The 20851-nt window shown below is 72.0% G+C and carries 8 protein-coding genes (1 of these 8 cut by a window edge); 4 read left to right on the top strand and 4 right to left on the bottom strand.

What is annotated here, in order from left to right; all coding sequences use genetic code 11:
- Together ABD987_RS41930 and ABD987_RS41925 are read left to right on the top strand one after the other, a co-directional pair.
- On the top strand, window positions 1-1584 hold the full coding sequence (locus tag ABD987_RS41930; protein WP_345408104.1) for a deaminase domain-containing protein: 1584 nt from the start codon (window positions 1-3) through the stop codon (window positions 1582-1584).
- Window positions 1585-1600: 16 nt separating this feature from the next.
- Complete coding sequence (locus ABD987_RS41925) at window positions 1601-2167, top strand: hypothetical protein (RefSeq protein ID WP_345408102.1); 567 nt, start codon at window positions 1601-1603, stop codon at window positions 2165-2167.
- A gap of 24 nt (window positions 2168-2191) precedes the next feature.
- On the opposite strand, the gene ABD987_RS41920 is transcribed toward ABD987_RS41925, so the two are convergent.
- Window positions 2192-3082: a LysR family transcriptional regulator gene (locus ABD987_RS41920; protein ID WP_345408100.1), complete on the bottom strand. Its 891-nt coding sequence runs from the start codon at window positions 3080-3082 to the stop codon at window positions 2192-2194.
- Between the two features lie 90 nt (window positions 3083-3172).
- On the opposite strand from ABD987_RS41920, the gene ABD987_RS41915 reads away from it, so the two are divergent.
- Both ABD987_RS41915 and ABD987_RS41910 read left to right on the top strand, forming a co-directional pair.
- Complete coding sequence (locus ABD987_RS41915) at window positions 3173-4360, top strand: MFS transporter (protein ID WP_345408098.1); 1188 nt, start codon at window positions 3173-3175, stop codon at window positions 4358-4360.
- A gap of 70 nt (window positions 4361-4430) precedes the next feature.
- A complete protein-coding gene (locus ABD987_RS41910; protein WP_345408096.1) occupies window positions 4431-6866 on the top strand; it encodes an ATP-binding protein in 2436 nt (811 codons plus the stop codon).
- 8 nt (window positions 6867-6874) lie between these two features.
- Here ABD987_RS41910 and ABD987_RS41905 read toward each other — a convergent pair whose 3' ends face one another.
- The 3 genes from ABD987_RS41905 to ABD987_RS41895 all read right to left on the bottom strand — a co-directional run.
- Entirely contained in the window at window positions 6875-7132 is a 258-nt protein-coding gene (locus tag ABD987_RS41905; RefSeq protein ID WP_345408094.1) for a hypothetical protein, read from the bottom strand.
- Window positions 7133-7253: 121 nt separating this feature from the next.
- Entirely contained in the window at window positions 7254-7679 is a 426-nt protein-coding gene (locus tag ABD987_RS41900; protein ID WP_345408092.1) for a hypothetical protein, read from the bottom strand.
- 134 nt (window positions 7680-7813) lie between these two features.
- A protein-coding gene (locus ABD987_RS41895) for a preprotein translocase subunit SecA (RefSeq protein ID WP_345408090.1) crosses the window boundary here: on the bottom strand, window positions 7814-20851 show its end. The gene runs 24243 nt beyond the window's last position; 13038 of the gene's 37281 nt are visible here — the last part of the coding sequence; its start codon lies off the right edge, out of view; it ends in the stop codon at window positions 7814-7816.

The following is a 20851-nucleotide window of genomic DNA, read 5'->3' as shown; positions in this document are numbered from 1 at the left end:
ATGGATACCGTGCCGTCGCGCGAAAAACTCGCCCGGGTGCTGACCGCCGCGGGACGCGCCCTCTGCCTCGTGCTCATCGTGGTGCTCGGCCTGACCGGGGTCAGTGCGGCCGGTGCCCCGGTCACCCCGGCGGCGGCCGCGCAGGGCGGCGACGAACCCCCGGGACCGCTGGATCCCGAGGAAGCCGGTCTTCCCGAACTCGAAGCGCTGATCGACGCCTACGACGCGAGCGTGGCGTCCCTGCGGCAACGCACGGACGCGCTGGCCGGGGAACAGCGGGCGGCCGAGCAGAAGGCCTCCGCGCTCAAGGCCGCGAAGGACTCCCACAACCAGAAGGTGTCCGCGCTCCAGGCCAGGATCGACGCGCACAACTCCGCGCCGCACGTCTTCGAGCTGCCGCGGCAGGCGGGTCAGAAACAGGCCTACGACGCCGAGGCCGCCCAGCTCAACGCGCAGAAGAACCAGCTCAACGCGGAAAAGAGCCAGGGCGAGGCCGAGCAAGGCGCGCTGCGCGCGGAACTGAGCAGGCTGGAGGCGCAGTCCCAGTCGCTGAAGACGACAGCTCAGCAGCTGGCCGCACAGGGCAAGCAGCTGCGCCAGCGCATCGAGGCCGCCCGGCAGGCGCGGCTCAAGCCCCGGCCGCCGGCGGCGCGGCAGGCGCCGGGCGGCGATCCGGTCCGTCAGGCACCACCGAATCGGGGCGGTGCCAGGGAAAACGGGGGCGACCAGGCGTCGAGGAGCGCCAAGAACGCCGCGCTGGACCAGTACGAGAAGGACAACAAGACCCCGGTGATCCGGGAGCCGGTCACCGCGGAACTGTCGCCGAAAACGCGAGCGGGGCTGCCGCCCAAGGTGGCCGCGAAGCTGACCGATCCGGCCCTCGACTTCGACGGCGCCGTCCTGAAGCCGAACGGGAACTACCGGGTGCTGGACGTCTCGCCGGTGGGACGACGGCTGTCCTCCAGCGAGCGCGCCTTCCGCAACAGCATCGAGCAGGGCGGCACGGCCGACGCCGTCATCGGGGGCAGGAAGGTCGTGGTCGACGAGATCACCCCCGTCCCGCTGGGCGGGCGGCGCGCTCCACAGTGGACACCCAGCAACGACGGCATGGATCCGCTGCGCCGCGAGGTCGAGCGGGCCGGTAAGCGGTTCCCGAAGGTCAGCGCGGCGGAGGACCGGACGATCGGGGCGGCGAAGTACACCGGCGACGACGGCACGAACGCGAACCTCCGCGCGGTCAGCGGCAAGGACGCCTACCTCGACCAGAAGGGGGTCAAGATCGAGGGCGGCTCCCGGCTGCCGGACAACCCGCACTACAAGACCAAGGAGGTGAACGGGGTCCCGCGCGACGTCGACGCGGAGGCGAAGATCCTCGAGGACCTCAACCGGCGGATTCCCCGTGACGCGAAGGGGAAACTCACCATGGTGGTCGACTACCCCGCCGGGGACAAGCTCCCGCCGGACAAGGTGGTGTGTCCCTCCTGCCAGGGTGTCCTGAAGGACTTCGCCGACGAGCACCCGGGAGTCCGCGTGGAGGTTCGCGACATGAACGGGCGCCTGCTGTACCTTGCCAACAACGACTGAGAGTGGGTGCACACCGGTGGCGGAAGCCGACCACTTCGCGACCATCGACCGCGTCGGGGAGCTCTTCCGGGGCGTCGTCGCGCGCGGCCTGCGTCCCGGCACCGTCGCCGGTGCCACGGACGCGGAGATCGACGACATGGCCGCCGCGCAGGAGTCCCCGGCCGTTCCCGTGGCGGCGCGGGAGGTGCTCCGGCTCGTCGGGAAGGACAAGGGGCCGTTCGCCGGCGGTGGAGGCTATTTCGGTGTCGACGGGCTCCGCGAACGCGCGAAGCAGAAGGCACTGGAGTTCTTCGACGAGGCGACCGCCCCGCCCGCCGGGTTCCGGGACCCGGAGGACATGCTGGTCCTGCTCTACCACGGCGGCTACCTGACCTGCGTGGTCGACGGCGCGGACCTGACCGCCGCCGACCCGCCCGTGTGGCTGCTGGAGGAGGACGGCACGCTGCGGCGGCAGTGGGCGGCGGTGACCGACTGGTTCGCGGGCCTGTGCGCGGAGGTCGGGCAGCTGGCGGACGAACTCGCCGACGCGCGCGCCCACGACCGGCCGGATCCCGGCTGGGCCGGGTACTTCGAACGCCGGTAGTCCACAAAGGACCGGTGACGCGGCTCAGGCGCCCTCGGCGAGGGCCCGGCCGAACGCGCGCAGCCGGGCGGTCTCCCGTTCCCGGTGCCACACCAGCCCGAGTACCGAATCGGGCAGGCCGGTGACCGGCACGAAGACGACGTCCGGCCGGTTCTGGCTCCGCGCGGTCGGCGCGCAGAACAACATGCCGCCGCGATCGGCCGCGATCGTGGTCAGCGCCTCCTGCATGGTGCGCACCGCGGGCCCGCGCGGGATCGCCCGGCCGCCGGGCGTGGTCGCGGGCGCGGAGATCTCCCGCCAGTAGCCCGGCGCGCTGCCGCCGATGTCGAGCATCGGGCAGGCCGCCAGGTCCTCGGCCGTGACCGAGGCACGCCGGGCCAGTGGGTGCCGCGCGGACACCGCCAGCGTCTGCGGCTGCCGGGAAAACGACGGGCCCACCACCAGATCCGGCTCGGCGACCGGCAGCATCACGACGGCGGCGTCGATCTCCCCGCGCCGGAGGTCGCCGAACGGGTCGGCCAGCGGGACCTCGGTGAGCACGACCTCGGAGCCGGTGTGCCGCCGCTGGAACGTCCGGATCGCGTCGACCAGTTCCCCGTGCCCGGTACCGGCGAGGAACCCGAGCCGCAGCGTGCCCTCGACCCCGCGGGCGGCGGCCCGTGCCGAGTCGACCGCGGCGTGCACGGCGTCGTAGCCGGGACGCAGTTCGGCCAGCAGCCGTTCGCCCAGCGGGGTCGGCCGGACCCGGCGGCTGGTCCGCTCGAACAACCGCCCGCCGATCCGCCGCTCCAGCGCGCGGACGAGCTGGCTCACCCTGCCCTGGGACACATACAGCCGCTGCGCGGTCCGCCCGAAGTGCAGTTCCTCGCCCAGCACGAGGAAACACTCCAGTTCGCGCAGATCGAGGCCGCCCACGCCCACTCCCCTCCGATCGATGAATCCGGCTAATAGAAGGATGCGATCTTCGGGTTTGTTCCGGGCGGGACACCGGCCGAGCCTGGGATCATGACCACACCGTCCCCCGCCGGGGCACCCGCCCGGACGGCACCACGGGCCTGGCTCGCGGTGCTCGCCGTCGCGGCAGGCACCTTCACCGTCGTCACCACCGAGATGCTCCCGGTCGGGCTGCTCACCCGGTTCGCCCCGGCACTCGAGGTCTCCGAGGGCGTGGCGGGCCTGACCATGACCCTGCCCGGCCTGGTCGCGGCCGTCGCCGCGCCGGCGCTGACCCTCACCACCGCCCGGCTGGACCGGCGGCTCGTGTTGTGCGCGCTGCTGGCCCTGCTGATCGTGGCCAACGTCCTGTGCGCGGTCGCGCCGGTGTTCGGCGTGCTGCTGATCGGCAGGCTCGTGGCGGGCGTCGGGATCGGCGGTTTCTGGGCCGTCGCCGCGGGTCTCGCGGTCCGGCTGGTCCCAGGACGCTCGGTCGGCGCCGCCACCTCGACGATCTTCGGCGGCATCGCGGTCGCGTCGGTGCTCGGCGTCCCGGCCGCCACCTACCTCGGCGACCTCGCCGGCTGGCGGCTCGCGTTCACCGCCATGGGCGTGCTCGCGCTGGCCGTGCTCGCCGGTCTCCTGCTGCTCGTGCCACCGCTGCCCGCCACCGGCGCCGTCCGGCTCGACGCGGTGCCCGCGCTGGTGCGGGACCGGCGGGTCCGGATCGGGCTGCTGGTCACCCTGCTGCTGGTGACCGGCCACTTCGCCGCGAACACCTACCTCCGGCCGGTACTGGAACAGCTCGGCGGGATCCCGTCCGGACTGGTCGGCACGCTGCTGCTGGTCTACGGCGCCGCCGGGGTGCTCGGCAACTTCGCCGCCGGGACGGCCGCGAGCCGCGACGTCCGCCGGACCCTGATCGCGCTCGCCCTCGTGCTCGGCACGGCGGTGCTGCTCATCCCCGTCGTCCCGGCGCTCGCCATCGCCCTGCTGGTGGTCTGGGGGCTGGCCTACGGCGGGGTGTCGGTCAGCGTCCAGACCTGGTTCCTGACCGCGGGCCACGCCGCGCCGGAGGCCGGATCGGCGATCTTCGTCTCCGCGTTCAACCTGGCCATCGCGCTCGGCGCGCTGCTCGGCGGCCGGATCGCCGACGCGGTCACGCTGTCCGGTGCGCTGTGGACCGGCGGCGCGCTGGCGGTGCTCGCCGCGGTACCCCTGCTGCTGCGGCCGGTGTCCCCGGCCGGTGACCGGCCATAGCGCAGCGAACCCCGCGTCCCGGCACCAAGGGCGGGTTGAGCGGGGTGGGCGGGTATGGATAATTCGGCCCATGACGAACGCCGCCCCGGGTGCGACCGCCGCGACTTTCATGGCGCTGTTGAAGGGATATCGCGTTCGCGCCGATCTCACGCAGGAGGAACTCGCCGAGCGGTCCGGCGTCAGCGCCCGCGCCATCAGCGACATGGAGCGCGGGATCACCAAGAGCCCGCAGCGCCGGACGATCGAGTCACTCGGCGCCCCGCTGGCCTTGACCGACGAAGAACTGACCGCACTGCAGAAGGTCGCGAAGCAGGGCCGTGCCCAGCCGGTCGCCGCCCCGGTGCCCGCGCCCGCCGGGATCTACGATCCGCCCCCGGTCGACGCCCTGCCGCCCGACGTCGACGATCTCACCGGACGCGAAACCGACCTCGACGCGTTGCGCGCCCTCGCGAACGGCCTGGGCGCGGGCCGCCGGTCGGGCCGGGTCGCGGTGCTGAGCGGACCTCCCGGCACCGGCAAGACGACCCTCGCGGTGCGGACGGCGCACGACCTGGCGGCGGGCTTCCCCGACGGCAGGCTCTTCCTGAAGCTCCGCGGGATGTCGGCCGAACCGACCGACCCGGCGGACGTGCTGCACCTGATCCTGCGCTCCCTGGGCATCGACGCGGTCCACATCCCGGCCGAGACGGAGGACCGGGTCAACCTGTGCCGGTCCCTGCTGCGGGAACGGGCCGCCCTGATCGTCCTCGACGACGCGGCGGACGAGACCCAGGTACGCCCGCTCCTGGTCGGCGGGCCGCGGTGTCTCACCCTGATCACCAGCCGTCAGATGCTGGTGGGGCTCGAAGGGGCCGGCCGGCACAACCTCGACGTGCTCGGGGAGGACGACGCCGTCGCGCTGCTGTCGGCCATCGCCGGGCCGGGCCGGGTCGCGCGGGAGCGGGCGGCGGCGGTCGAGCTGGCCGGGCTGGTCGGGCGGCTGCCCCTCGCGCTGCGTATCGCGGGGAACCGGCTGGCGAGCCGCCCCACCTGGCCGCTGACCCGCCTCGTGGACCAGCTCCGGGACCGCAGCAGGCGGCTGACGACGCTGACCGCAGGGGATCTCAACGTCCGCAGCGTGTTCGAGCTGTCGTACCGCCAGCTCACGCCGACCGCGGCCAGGGTGTTCCGGCGGCTCGCCCTCGTCCCGGCCGCCGACTTCTCCGTGGAGGCCGCGATGACCCTCATCGAGGCCACCGAAGAGGACGACGCCGCCATCTTCCTGGAGGAACTGGCCGACGCGAGCCTGCTGCAGACATCCCCGCAGAACGGCAGGTACCAGTTCCACGATCTTCTCCGGGTGTTCGCGACGGAACGGCTCACCCAGGAGGAAACCCCCGAAGCCGTCGAGGCCGCGGAGCACCGGCTCACCGGCTGGCTGGTGCGTACCGCGACCGCGGCGGGCCGCTACTTCCACCCGTCCGACGGGGTGAGCCCGCTCCCGGTCGCGACACCGTCGTTCGACGATCACGCCAGCGCGGGTCGGTGGCTCGAGGCCGAGGCGCGGAACTGGCTCGCCGCGGTCAAGGACGCCGCCGCCCGCGGCGACCACCGGCCGGTCCTCGACCTGGCCGAGTCCATGCACTGGTATTCGGAGATCGGCGGGACCGCGAGCACCTGGCACGAGGTGTTCGAGCTCGCCGTGAACTCGGCCATCGCGATCGGCAGCCGCCGGGACGAAGCCGTCCACCGGAACTATCTGGCCTGGGTGCTGGCCACGCTGCGCGGCCAGCCCGCCGAGGCCACCGAGATGGCCCGGCTGGCCTGGGACGCCGCGGTGGCCGCCGGCGACCTCCGCGAACAGGGCTGGGCGCGGGTGTACCTGTCGAGCGTCCAGCTCCGCGACGGCGATCCCCCGGCGTCTCCCACGCCGATCGACGAAGCCGTGCGCCTGTTCGAAGAGGCGGGTTACGCGCTCGGACTCCATGTGGCACGGGCGATCCGGGCCACCTTCTGGCACCGGAGCGGCCGGTTCGACGAAGCCGCCGCGGAGTTCGGCAGCTGTGTCCGCTACTTCGAGCGGGGGCACGGCGGCTCGCGCACCCCGGTGGACGACACCACCCACGCGTACCTGCTGCTGCGCTCGGCCGAGAACCTGACCGCCCTCGGCTCGCCCGATCCCGCGCTCGCCCAGTGCGAAACGGCGCTCGAACTGTTCCGCCGCCACGGCGCGGTGATGGGCCAGGCCCGTGCCCTCCACGCCACCGGAAGGTTCCTGCGCGACCGGGGAGATCATCCGGACGCGCGCCGCCGCCTGACCGAGGCCCTGGCGTTGTTCGGGCGGATCGGGCTGACCCAGGCCCAGATCGACATCCTCTGCGACCGGGCGGCGCTGTCCGAAGAGCTGGGCGACCCGGCCTCGGCACGGGAGGACCGGGAACACGCGCTGTCCCTCTGCGACCGGCTGGGCCGCGCCGAGGGCACGAAACTCCGGGAAAAACTGACCCGGCACCTCACCGCCTCGTAGCCCACCGGTCAGGCGGAGGTACGGGTCAGCTCCTCCCAGGTGATGTGCCCGAGCAGGACGTCCTGGATGGTGTAGCGGGGCGTGGGCTCGAACTCGGCGATCGTGGCGGGCCCGCCGGTCCGCGACACCCCGGCGGCCGCGGCGATCCGCCCGCCGAGTTCGCCCGCGTCCAGGTCGCGGATGTCGTCGCGGGAGACGTAGACGGCCACCATGTCCTTTTCGGACCGGGCGGGACGGCCGGGGATGCCTTCGATTCGTAGCGACACGTCAACTCCTTGGTGTTGAGCGGTTCTGCGACTCTGGGTCCAGTAAACGGGATCGGTGTCCCCGTCACCAGGAACAACCACCGGCAGAAAACCGGAAGGAAAGTCCCGCCGGAAACGCGGATCAGCCCGCGCTCCACACCGGCGAGCGGCCCGCGGCGGGGGGCTCCAGCACGAATCCGACCGCCCGGCCGACGACGTCCGCCGCCACCGGGGCGGCCACCGCGCCCTGTGCCCTGATGTGGCCGAGCAGGTCCGGATCCGGTGCCAGGCCGTGGTTCTCCAGGTAGTAGGTGACGGTGTCGGTCCAGATCCACGACCCGTCGGTGACGAAGTTCGTCGGCACGACCGCGGTCCGGTCCGGATCGAGGACGTCGTCCAGCAGGGACGGGGTGACCAGGATCGGGGTGCCACTGGCCAGGTACGCCAGCAGTGCCCGCAGTTCCTCCGGGTCCTCGATCCGCGGGTGCTCGGGCGCGAACCCCGGGCCGGTCACGGGGTCGACGACGTCGAACACCCTGGCCAGGGTGAACTCTTCCGTGGTGGTCACCGGTACCTCCTGCGCGACGGCGTGGGCTTGCCACTCCAGCAGACCGGATCCGGACGCCGCGCACCACGCAGGACAGGTGGCAGAACCACCCGCAGTTCCGGTCACCTCCCCGCACGGCGCGCCGGCGGCGGCCGCTAGGTGTCCATGAGCCACTCGGCGAAGTACGCGTCCAGCCGATCCGGATCGTTACCCCAGGCCAGGAAGCCGGCCGCCGCCCGCGCGGCCCTCCGCCGGGCTTCGGCCACCCTGGCCTGCGCGCCGGTCAGCCCTTCGGTGGCGCGGGAACCTCCCTGGCGGGCGGTCTGCCGGTTCCGCTGGGCCCGCAGCTCCCTTTCGGCCTCGCTCAGGTCATGGCGTGCCCGGAGCAGGGCCGTCAGCGCCTGGCTCCTGGTCCCCGGGAACGTCTCGTGGTCCACGACCGGTTCGGGGATCGGCTCGGTGCGGTCGTGTGCGTCGGCTTCGAGAAGCCGGAGCAGTCCGGAGACGTCCAGCGGCCGGGAGTGCCACGGGTCGACGAACTCCTCCACGATCTCCCGGAGGTCGTCCAGTCCGTCCCGGGTGTCCACCCCGGAGGCCGCGACCGATCCGGTGGCCTTGCCCTTGCCCTTGTCCTTGCCGTCGTTCCGTTCCTCCGTGGAGTCGCCGGCCGAGTTCGTCGTCGACCGGCTCGACAGCAGGGAGCCGCGGTCGGTCGAGTACTCGTCGTCGGTGTACAGCTGCCGCTCGGCCTCGACCGCGTCATCGAACAGCTGGGCGAGCTCCCGGTACTTCTTTTCGTACGACTTCGCGTCTCCACTGGCGGCGGACGAATAGGCGAGACGGTGTTCCTCGGGCAGCAGCACGTGCTCGCCGTCCACGACCTCCATCCCGGTCAGTTTGTCGAAGCCCTTCTCCACGTTCCCGGTTTCGTCGTCGACGAACTTCGCCTGCTCGCTGTAGGAGGAGAAGTCCGCCTGGTAGTACTGGTGGAAGTCGCGGAACAGGTTCCGCACGTCGGCGGCACTCGGCGGGCTGCCGTCCGGCAGTTTCGCCGCGAAGGCCAACCCGCGGACGAAGTCGTAGACGCCCTTCTTGTCCAGCCCTCGCTTTTCGGTGGCCTCCGTCTCCGCGGGCACCTTTCCCGCGCCTTTCCTGGCGGCGCCCTTCTTGCCCTCGCTCTTCTTGTCCATGCCGATTTCGCGGAAGTAGTAGCCGAACGGATCCGAGTCGACGATCCGGCGGGCCAGCATGAAGTCCCGGCTGTTCGACCACAGGCCCTCGTGCCGTCGCATCTGCTGGACGGCGCCGCGGTGCTCCGGCTCGTTGTCGTGCGTGACCTGCGCGTCTCCGTACTGGTTCTTGGAGTTCACCTTCTCCATGTCGTGGAAGAGAATCGCCTTCACGATCGCTTCCCTCGACACGAAACGGGACGCCTCCTCGTGCCCCGCGGTGATCTTCAGGTACTGGTTGAGCACCATCTGGGCATGCTCGCCGAAGGTGTTCTGGCCCGTCACGCCCGGCGCCCGGCCGGGACGGCCGTCCTGTTGTTTCTTGACCGTCTCCGCGAACTTCCTGGCCAGCCGCTCGTGCGGGTCGGCGACCTTTTCGTCCACTCTGGACACCAGCTCGGCGAGAATCGTCTTCGCGGACCGATCATGCGGCGCCGCCAGCTGCGTCGCGATCGTCCGCACCAGACCTTCGCCGACGGTCCGGTGCCACGCGAGGGTGTCCGGATCGTGTTTCTGTGTGTAGCCGAAGACGTGCTTCTCGCGCCAGTTCCCGAACTCGTTCTCGAACGGTTCGCCTTCGATGGCGTCGTCGACGAGCACGGATTCACGGGTGTTGAAGTCGACCTTGATCCGGCGTTCGTCGATGGCGATGGTCGCCCCGATCTCGGCCTGCGTCGCGTACTCCGGCACGAGGTCCATGAACCTGTCGGCCTCTTCCTCGCTCACCTTGGTGAAGGTGGCCGTCGCGAGCAGCTCCGGCTTCCGCGCCGCCACGCCGACCTCGGCCGAGAACTTCTTGCGGAATTCCGGATCGGCGAGTTTTCCGACGTTCTTGCGTGCCAGTTCCTTGACCAGCGCTTCGGCGACCTCGTCCTGCGCCTTCGTGAAGATTTCGCGCAGGGTTCCGGCGTCGACACCGATGAGTTCCCGCTTCGCGATCACCCGCAGCGCCTTCGGCACCACCTTGGTCCTGATCTGCTCGGCGAAGGTCTCCGGCGCGATCGTCACCTGCGGCTTGGCGAACAGCTTCTTGATTTCGGCGTCGGCGCAGAAGTCGTCGATGATGCCCTTGACGAAGGCGTCCCCGCGCGGACCACTGAGATAACCGCGCTTCGCCTTCGCCAGCTTGTTCAGCACGTCTCCCCAGGCTTCGCGATCCGGGTACTCCTCGGCCAGGCTCTCGACCCGGCCCCGCACCGACCGGCGCAGGGTATCGAGGATCTGTCTCCCGGCCACTCCGGCGGGCATGGCGGCGCCGAGCTGGTTCACCAGACTGCCGGACACCGCCTCGGTGACGATGTCCGCCATCCTTTCCGCGATCCGCGGATGCGCCCTCAACGCCAGACGGAGGTTCTCGAGGTTGTCGGTCCGCATCGCGCCGGCCGGGCCGAACCCCTTGAGTATCTCGCCCAGCACCGTCTGCGGCGGGTTCAGGCAGTCCTTGATCGGCTGCAGCACGGCTTCCTTGAACTCCTTCGGGCTGACCCGGATCCCGTTGCCTCCGTGCGTCCTGGCCGCCTGGTCGACCGCCGCGCCGATCCCGTCGGCGAGCTGCTGGACGGGCCCGCTGCCAGGGCCGTAGGTGTTGAGGAAGACGTTCATGTCCTCGGCGCGCCGCAGCGGGGTGTCCGGTGTCGTGTCCTCCGCGCCGTCCCCGTCCTTGGGGATGCTGTCGGCGACCGGGGCGAAGAACGCGTCGGGCGACTTCTTCCAGGTGTGGTAGTGGTTGCCGAGCTTCCTCGCCATGCTCCGCAGCCCGGCCGGGTCGTTGCGGAAGTACTTGCGGTCGTCGGCGGACCAGGTGAACCACGGGTCGAATTCGCGGCCCAGCGCGGCGGAGTCGAAGTCCGGGCGCAGGCCGAGCCGGGCGTAGAGATCGCTGAGGTACTCCTGGCGGCCCGCGACCTCCGGCATCGTGTCCTCGTGCCCGGCCTTGGTGTAGGTGACCAGCGAACCCGCGAGCGCGGTCTTCTGCAGCGCCTCGAAGTCGATTCCCCGCACGCCGAACTGGTTGGTGTCCCCGTTCTGGTCGACGTTCATCGAAAGGCTGTTGCCCTCGGCCTCGGTCTCGACGGTGGCTTGGGTACTCGCGCGCAGGAACGTTTCGAGCGGCACCAGGAACGACCGCAGCACCGGCGGGATCCCGGGCTTGAGGTTGACGTCGGTCTCGTACTTCGACAGCCACTGCACCGCCCGCAGCGGCCGTCCCCCGCCGACCCAGAAGACCTTCGCCCCCTCCCGGCCCTGGCCGCTGAAGGGCACGACCCCGCCGTCGGCGTCCTGGTGCACGTCCTTGAACTCCTTGCCGCGTTCGGCGGGCGACAGGACCGCGGTGTAGAGCCGGACGTAGTGCCGCCCCTTGACCGACTCGATCTCGAACTCCCCTCGGTGCACCACCTTGCGTTCGGTGCCGCTCCGCAGCACCGTGGAGCCGGGGTAGCTCACCTTCGGGCGTCCGATGTGGACGTTCTCCTTGGTGCCGAGGTAGGTGCCGGCCCCTTCCCCGTCCGCCCGCAGGATGTGCACCGGCCGACCCGTCTCGGGGCCGTAACTGGTCCAGGTGCCGTCCTGGTTGAGCACGTGCACCCGCACGCCCGCGCCCCTCGCGATCTCTTCCAGGTCGGTGCTGCCGGGGTGGGTCCGCGTGAACTCCTCGAGCCGCGCGGCGATCCGGGCCTGCTCGCGCAGCGCCCGGTCCGGCAGGCTGGCCAGGATCGCCTCGCGGAACGCGTCGTGCGGGGTGTTCCCCTCGACCAGCACCGCTTCCAGGCCGTGGAAGGCCAGCATCCTGCGCTGGTCGAAGTACAGGACGTCGCGGTTCAGCACCTTGCCCGGGTACGGGTAGGTGACCTCGACGGAGTTGACGCTGATCGACGATTTCGACGACAGTTCGGACTGGTTCCGGCGGATCGCGAGCGGCCGCAGCGTCGAATACGTCCCCGGACCGCCGGTGACCGCCGGTGTGGTGACGGTGTCCGGTGTCCTCTCGCGTCCCCTCTTGGTCTCCACAGTGGACAGTGGAGGGTGGGTGCCGGCGTCCAGGGTGACGGTGACCCTGCGGCGCGCCCGGGCCGCGGTCTCGCCGACCGGGAACTCGAACAGTCCCCGGCGGCCGGAATCGGCCGCCGTCTCGGTCACGATCACGAAGTCCCGCACCGACAGCCGTGTCTCGCCCAGCTCGGCGAGGCGCTTCCCGATCAGCTCACGCAGCCGGTCGGCGACCGCGTCGCCGCGGCGTGCGCCCACCTCCGCCGCGCGGGCGAACGGACTGTTCCCCGGACGGCTCGTCACCCGCAGCACCGGCGGCGCGATTCCCTCGGCGGCCCGCCACCGCGCGAGCGCGACGGCTCGTCTGACGAGGGATTCGAGCTGCCCGTCCGCGGCGACGACACTGCCGAGCCGATCGAGCTCGCCCGCGCGGGCGTCGTTCTCGTCCAGGCTGTTCAGCACCTTGGCGTAGTAGTCCGGCTCCAGCAACCGCCGCGCCACCACCGGTTCCCCGTCGACTTCGAGCGTCCGCAGCTTGCCGGCCCCGGTCGTCACCTGCCCCGGTCGCGCCGAGCCCTGGTCGAACTCGACGGTGAACCGGCCGATGACCTCGTGCCCGGTCATCACCATCGTCAGCGCGTCGGTGAAGACGGGTTCGTCGCCGGTCGTGTAGATCTCGTGGAAGCTCTCGCCCGCGCCGTCCCCGAGCAGCCGCAACCGCAGCACGCCCGCGTCGGCCGGGTCGACCTCGACGATCAGTCTGCTCCGGCCGTCCGCGCTCTCCGCGACCACGGGTCCGAAGTACTGGTTGAGGTTGACGCCGCGGCGCTTTTCTCCGATGGGCGCCAGTACATACGTTTCGCCGACCTTGGCGACGGCGTGTTCGGCCACGCCCAGCCGCTTCGCCGCCTCGTCCATCAGGTTCGCGACGACCGGCTTGTGCCGGTTCTCGCGGTACTCGGGAAACGCCTCGTCGTTCGTCAGCTCGGCCTGGGAGATGTGCGCGACGGCCTTCGACGGCGAAAGCCGGACGTCGCCTTCGGTCGCCGCAGTCACCAGGGCCTTCGCCAGCGCGCGACTGCCGTCGACGCGTTCGGAGACAAAACCCGGCATCGTCGCGAAACCACCGTTCGCACCGCGTAACACCGTCTGCCGCGGTTGTCCCCCGATGACCGCCTTCGCGACGTCCGCGGGCCCCACCACGCCCCGGGACAGCGGAGTGCCGTCGGTGCGGAGCACACGCACCCGCTGCCGCCCGTCCGGCCCCACCGGGCCCGCCTCCAGCCGGACGCCACTGCCCAGCAGGGCCAGCCGGGCGTTCGCCGCGGCCACGACGCCCGGGGTCGCCAGGAACACCAGCTCCCCCGCGTCCGCCGGATCGGCTTCCAGCGCCAGGGATCCGTCCGGCGAGGAGTTCTCCGCCGTCGTGATGATCATCTTCGGCACCGACGACGACTCCGAAGCCAGATCGTCGTCCTCCTCCGCCGTGACGATCACCGCCGGGACCGGCACCACTTCGGTGTCCGGCTCCACGTCCCGGCCGGCCAGGCCCGGTGCCCGCGCCGCGCGCCCGGGATCGAGGTGGTCCTCGGCGATCGGTTCCAGGGCGATCACCGGCGGCTCCGGCGAGGTCCACGCCGGGTTGAGATCCACCGTGAGCACCGCGCGGCGACGGGCCTGCCGCGCGGTCATTCCGTCCGGCACCCGGCGAAGACCCGCGTCCACCGGCTGGGGGACGACCCGGATGTTGGCCGGGGGCAGCACTCCGGCGTCGGCCCCCAGCCGGGTCAGTTCGCGGGCGACGGCCGCGCGCATCGCCGCCGCGGTCGCTTCGGCGCGTGCCTTCCCCGACCGCGCGGCCTGCCCGATTCCCGTCAGGGACCCGTTGCCGAACCCCTCGACGGTCACCACCGGAGCCGGTAGCCCGCGGGCACGCCGCCGCGCCGCGGCCGCCACCACGCGCCGTGCCAGACGCTCCACTGTGGACTCGGCGTTCGCGGAAAGTTCCTTGCTGCCCTCGTCGAAGTGGACTTCGTCCCGCACCACGGAGGAATCCTCGGCGGCGAGCCGCGCGGCCCGGTCCAGACCGGCCACGAGGTTTTCGGTGCGGTCGTCCGTGCGCCAGTCCTCCCGGTCCTCCACCACGATGTGCGCGCCGATCGGACGCGCGCCGCCCCGGGAACCGGTGAGGTGCACCCAGTTCCCGTTCGGTGCCACGACCGGCCTGCCCGCCGCGTCGACCCCCAGCTGCCCGGTCACCACGAGCCTGCCGGGCCGGTCCGGATCGGCCGCGTCGGGCACGAGGTACACCGGGCCGTCCGGGGCGACGGCCGCCACGTCGATGCCCCGTGCCCGCAACTCGGCCAGCACCTGGGCCGCGAACGACTTCGGACCGCCTCTCCCGGCGTTGCAGGACGCGAACATCACCGGCTTCACGCCGTCCCACAGGCCGTCGTCCTTGGCCCGCACCAGCATCCCGGCCACCTCGGACGGGCTCAGCGGCGTGCTCCCGGAATCGCCGTGTACGGGCGAGCCGTGCACGTCACCGTGCGCGAGGAAGGTGAAGAACCGGTCGTCCGCAGGGAAACCGCCGACGATCCCGGCCAGGCGCGGATCGTCCGGCCTGATCCCGCGGTTCCCGCCGAGCGCGACCGTGAGCACCGTTTTCGCGGCCGTCGCGTTCGCCGTCGGCACCAGCACGTCGAACACCGAATCCGCCCGCGATCTGGTCGGGCGGGACTTGCGCGGCCCGTCCCCCGCCGACGGCCGCTCGCCGGATTCCCGGGGCGCGCGCGGCGTTGGGGGCCGCCGCGTCGTTTCGCCGTCCTCGGAAACGGTCGCGGGGACGGTCGTGGACACCAGGACGCCCGGTTCCGCGCCGGTGGCCATCACCCGGACCCGGACCTCGTCGCGCGCGCCGTGCCGGGAGAACAGCGACCGCAGGTACCCGACGATCGCCGCCAGCCGCGCATCACCGCTCCGGCCACGCACCTCCACCGGTGGCGGTGCCGGCTCGGCGGTGACCATCCCCGCGAAGGTGTCCAGGTTCGCCTGCGCGGTTTCCGGTAGGCCGACGCCGGTCTCCTCTCCTGGCCCGAACGGCATCGAGTCGGGAATGAGCAGGTCGACCTGCAACCCCCCGGCCGTCGGCACGACCTCGAAGCCGCCCGGCGCCTGCCGGAACAGCGGCGGATCGTCCGTCCCGACGACGAGGTACGCGCCGTGCTCGGTCACCTCGAGCTCGGTGTGCCCGCCCCCGGTGAACCGGAACCGCAGCCATCGGCCGTCGTCGACGACGGCGGGCAGGCCGCCCCTGTCGAAGCCGATCCGGCTCGCCACCACCAGTTCGTGCGGCCCGGTCCGGCCACTTCGGCCGGGAGTGGCCCAGACCGCCGTGTCCCCCGCGTAGGCCTCGGCGATGATCCCCCGGTCCGCGAGCCCGTGCAGCACCGTGGACACGTAGCCCTGGATCCCCGGCGTACCCAGTCCACACGCGACGAACCGCAGGGGCCTGCCGTTCGTCCACGCCCCTTCGCCGGCGAGGCGGGCCAGGAGCGCGATCATCACCTCGGGCGTGACCGCCCGGCCCTGGAACCACGGCGTCCCGTCGGGCCCGGTGTGCGCGACCACCGTGTAGAACCGCTGATCCTCGTGGAGGCTTTCGACGACGTTCCGTTGCCGAGCCCGCACGGTCGCGTCGGCCGCCGGGTCGTCGAGCCAGATCCCGGAGCCGTTCCCGAACCGGGTCGCGCCGGCCAGCACGGCGTCGGCCACCTCCGTGACCGGTTCGGCGGGAGCCTCCTCGGCCACGGACTCGTTTTCGACGACCGCCGTTTCGGCCGGTGCCGTCGCGGGGCCGGGCACGGAGGGCACCCGGATCGGCCGGTCCTCCCGCGCGTGCTTTCCGGCCAGGAGACCGAGGCGCGCCGCCCAGCGGACGAACTGGTCGGCGGTCAGATAGTCGAAGGAGGACTTCTTCGGGTCGCCGACCACGAACATCCGCTCGCCGCCGTACTCGACCGCCTTGAGGACCATCTCGTGCCCGGTCGTGCTGACCCGGATGCCGGTGCCGGACCGGATCCGCTCCCAGAACTCGCCGACGGACGTCGCGAGGTGGCCCGAAATCTCCGTCTCGGGCTCCGACCACTGCTCGCCGCGGTATCGCTCTCGCGGCATGGACGTGATGGTCTGGAACGCGCTGTCGCGGAACGGGATGTCCTCCATCCCGGCCGTGCGCCGGTCCGGCCGGTCCAGCGCCACCGGGAGCAGCAACGGAACGCTCAGTTCCCAGGCCCCCGGCACGATCTTCCTGGTCAGCACCGGGACCGACGATCCGTCGCCACGGTTGAGCCAGATCACCGCGGCGAGTTTCTGCATGGTGCGGCCCCACCGGGTGGTGAGTTCCGCCCACGCCGCGCGATGGCTGGGCCCGCCGGGGGCTTCCTGCGCCGCGAGCCGCGTCGCCCGCGCCTCGATGGCCGCGAAGAGTTCCTTGGCGTCGGCGACACGTTTGCGCGCCAGGTCACCGACCGACCTGCCCCACCGGCGATCGCGCCTGGCCAGCTGCTCCGGCGATGCCGCCGCCAGCTGGCTCTCGACCCGTTCGACCACGCCGCGCCCGACCATCAGCAGTCCCGCCACGGTCGGCACGAGGGAGCGCACGTCGGTGTTGGTGGCCGCCGCCCCGCAGGTGTTCATGAAGTGCTGTTCGTCGTGGCCGGTGGCCGCGAACAGGGATTCGGTCAGCGCGGCGGGACTGTCCAGCAGGGTCCGGAACAGCGTGTCGTTCTGCAGGGTGGAACGACCGGCGACGGTGAGGTTCGTCAGCCCCAGCAGTGCCAGACGCCTCGGAAGCGCCTGGCCGGGCGGGTAGTCGATCCCCTGTACGGCCGACTGGCCGTGGGTGAACGGATCGCGGCCCGCCTCGAGGTTCACGGCGAGGTCGCCGAGCACCTGCCGGAGACGGTCGACGGTCAGCGGCTGGACGACCCGGCGATCGCGCACCGTCTTCCAGCGGAGCCGGGAGTTGTCCGGGACGTCGTGCTCCCGCGTCGGCACCAGCGACGCCGCCAGCACCGCGTCGTTCACCAGCGCCCGCACCTTCGCCCGGGTTTCCGGGTCGGCGAGGTTTTCCAGGTTCCGGTCGATCCGCTCCAGCGCGTCCGCGACCTCGGCCGGGATCTCGGTCGTGCCGAGCACCGCGCCGAGGTGGCTTTCCAGGCGGCCTCCCTCGGCCAGCCGCGACAGCTGGTCCAGAACCGCGCCGAGCTCACCGGACGCCAGGTTCGGAAACCTTTCGAAGACTTCGCGGTATCGCCGGGCGAACGCGTCCGCCTCGGGAGGACGGGTGTCCGTGCCGAAGGGCAGGGAGCCGGGCAGGAGCCGTACGATCTCCTGCTCGTCGTCCACGATCTCGTAGCCCCGGAGATCCGGCGTGGTCAGCCTGCCGTCCTCCCCGACCGCCAGGTGGTTACCGTATTCCACCGGCAGGGCGTCGCCGTCTTCGTCGAGGACGATCTGCACCCACTGCCCGTCGCCGGTGACGACCGGCCTGCCCTGGGCGTCGTAGCCGACCTGACCGGCCACGACGAGGTCGTAGGTGTTTTCGCCCCGGCCACTCAGGTTCGGCACTCCCCAGACCCTGGTGTTCGCCGCGTAGGCGGAGCAGACGTCCTCCACTTCGAGGTCCCGCAGCACATCGGGGACGTACTCGCCGAAGTCCGCGCCGAGGCCACAGGAGACGAAGCGCAGTGCCCGGCTCGTCGACGACCACACGTTGTCGGCGTGCAGGTGGGTCAGCAGGTCCGCCATCACCTCCGGGGTGATGGGCCTGCCGAGGAACTCCGGCATCCCGGAGGGGCCGACGTGCGCGACCACGGTGAAGAAGTGGTTGTCGGACGGCAGCCCGTGCACGATCTTTTCCTGAAGCTCCAACGTGGTCACGTCGGTTCCGGGATCGGCGAGCCAGATCCCGGAGTTGCCGGGGAGGGGGACGGCGACCTCCAGGATCGAGGCGAGGAACGCCGTGCGCTCGTGCGGGGACCGGTCCTGCCCGGCGATCGCGGTCTCCTCCGGAACCGCCGCGTCGGAGCCGGACGGCTGGGGATCGTTCGGCTCGCCGGAGTCCCGCACCGCGGCGTAGCCGCGCGCCGTCCGCTCGATCTTCCACAGGTCGCGCGGCGGAACGAACACGCCGGATTCGTCCGCCTGCTCGGCGTAGAGACCACGGTCTTCGCGCACCCGGTTGCGCAGCGGCTCGGTTTCCTTCTTCCCGGTCTGCCCCGGTTCGGTGGGCCGGGTCACCCGGTGCGGCCGCAGCACCGGATCGCGGTCCTGGTGCGCGAAGGACCCGGCCTCGTCCCGCACCATCCGGTACTGGTCCGCGATGCCGAGGAAGTGCCCGACCTCGTGCGCGAGCCTGCGCAGGTCGGAGTCCGCCGACCACTCCAGCTGGTTTTCCCGGTCCGTCGGCAGCACGTCGATGACGGCGTGCACGTCCGCCATCGCGCCGGGGAATTCGAGCCGCACGTGCAACTGGTCGCCGCTGGGCAGCCGGTACCGGTTGTTGAACAGCGAAGCCACGCCGAGCCGGGCACGACGCCGGAGCCGGGCGAGGGCGGTCTCGTCCACCGAGTCGCTCGCGAGGCGCAGCCGGACCGTGTACTCCTGCACCCACCGGCCCCGCACCTTGATCCGGCGCAGCTCATAGGAAATCTGACCGCTGATGTACTCGACCGGGCCGTGGACCCGCACGCTTTCCGCGATCCGCATGGCGGGGTAGCGGACTTCCTGGTCCACCGTCACGAAATGCGCGCCCCGGCGCAGGTTCTGCCACTGCCACGGCGGCACCGGCGCGGTCAGCTTCGTCCATCCGGCGTCCTGGCCGGAGTGCGTGGCCTGGCTGTGCGCCCAGGTCTCGTCGTCCAGCACCCGCGCGCCTTGCCGCGTAAGGGCGCCGGGGACGAAGGCCGCCGCCGTCCCGGCGGGCACCGGGTTCTTCCCGGGATCCTCCTCGAAGTCCTCCTCCGGGCGGCCGGGCGGGGTCCGCTCGACCGGCGCCGCCGGGCCGTCCGGAACCCAGTCGACGAAGAACTGGACATGGTTCTCCGGGGCGACCAGTGTGGGGTCGGGCTCGGCGAAGGTCAGCGGTGCGGGGACGTCGAGGTCCGTCAGCTCGCCGCGCACGGCCGCCAGCAGCGTTTCTTCCAGGTGCTCGCGATCACCGGCGACCACCAGGGTGACGACCGGCATCGCTCGGTTCGCCGCGTGCCGCGACCGGGCGTGCCGCGCCAGCTCGTGCACGAACTCTTCGAGGCGGGCCTGTTCCCGTCGCGCCTGGCCGACGGTGTCCGAGGCGAGGTCGTGGACGAGTTCGGGCCGGGCCGCGACCCGCCGCGGTGTCCCGGAGAAGAACGTCGGCGCCACGGACTTCACCGGTGCGTTCAGCAGGGTGTCGAGCCGGTCGCAGTGCCCGGCGTCGAGCCCGGCGCCCGCCACGTCGGTGACCGTCACCCCGAGCAGGCCGAGCAGCTGCCCGGCGATCTCGTCCGCCGTCGCCGTGGTGGTCAGGTGCCGGTCCGGTTCCCACTCGGTCACCGGGTCACCCACGGTGAAGGTGAACTCCGGGGACTCGTCGTCCTCGACGACCCGCAGGACGAACCGCGACCGGTTCCGCAGCCGGTAACCGCGGTTGATCAGGTCCAGGGCGGCCCCGACCCGCCGCCGGAGCCCTTCGAGCCCGGACGGTGCCGCGCCCGGCAGCTCCGTCAGTCCGATGTGGAGGGTGACCTCGGTGACCCAGTGCCGGTCCGGATCGTCGTACCCCGCGGCCCGCCGGGACACCGGCACGCGCATCCGCCGCACGTCGGCCTTCGGTCCCAGGACCTCGACGTGCCCGGCCGCGGCCTCGGTCATGGTGAACCGGTACACCCTGGTGGCCTCGGCGCGGGCATCGGCGTCCGGGACTCCCCGTGCCGTCAGTTCGTCATGGGTGGCCTGCCAGCGCTTCGCCGCCCGCGACCGCACCGAGTCCACGCCGCCGGAAAGGCGCACGGTCTCCACGCGCGCGACGTCCCGCCGCGCGGGATCCGGCAGCGCGGGCGCCGTCCCGGCGGGACGCGGAAGCGGCCGGTGCCAGGTTTCCTGGCCGGGCGAGGAAGACGCGGTCACCTCGGCGAGTTCGGCCCGCAGGGCGTCGAGCCTGCCGCGCAGCCGCACGAGCTCGGCGGCGAGTTCGAGTTCCGTGGCCGATCCGGTCGGCGGTGTCACGTCGTCGGCTCCCACGCCGGACGGCGGCTGGTACAGCTGTTCCAGCGACGCGGTGGCGTCCCGCCGCTGCTCGGTTTCGAGACCGGACAACTTCGTCCGCAGGTCGATCCGGCGCCGGATCAGGCCGGCGAGCGCGTCCTCCACGTCGGCGATTTCGCGGGCCAGCTCGGCGTGGGCCCTGGCGGCGTTCTCGCGGTCCGCTTCGCTCGTTTCCCGGAATCGGGTGGGCGTGTTCCCGTCGATCCGTTCGGCCGCGGCGGCCGCGAGTCCGGCGCGCTCGGCCTTGACCAGAGCTCGCTTCCGGATGGCCAGCTCGTCGGCGAGGGAGGCGAGGTACACCCGCGTGTCGTCGATTTCGCCGGTGACCTGGTCGAGGTCGTCGCGCACGTCGTCGATCGCCTGGCGCGTCACCTGCTGCCGGGGGATCGCGAACGACCGGCCCGCCAGCGCCTGCGCCACACCGTCCAGCCGGGCCGCGGTGTCGGTGATGGCCACCTTCAGATCGGTCTCGGTCAGCGGGCGGCCGTCCCCGCCGGACACCGCCGCCGCGCGGAACGACGTCGGCACACCGAACGGCACGGAGTCGGGGTCGAGCCGCCTGATAGCGCGTTTGCCCGCCTCCGCGTCCATGACGCGGTACCCGGCGGGCGACGGGCCGAAGGTCACCGTGCCGTCGTGTTCGACGGCCGTGTAGCCGTCGAACTCCTC

It is taken from the genome of Amycolatopsis samaneae (assembly GCF_039541975.1).
Taxonomy (GTDB): Bacteria; Actinomycetota; Actinomycetes; order Mycobacteriales; family Pseudonocardiaceae; genus Amycolatopsis; species Amycolatopsis samaneae.
The sequence above is the reverse complement of the archived record's forward strand: the minus strand, read 5'-3'. Positions and strand labels throughout refer to the sequence as shown.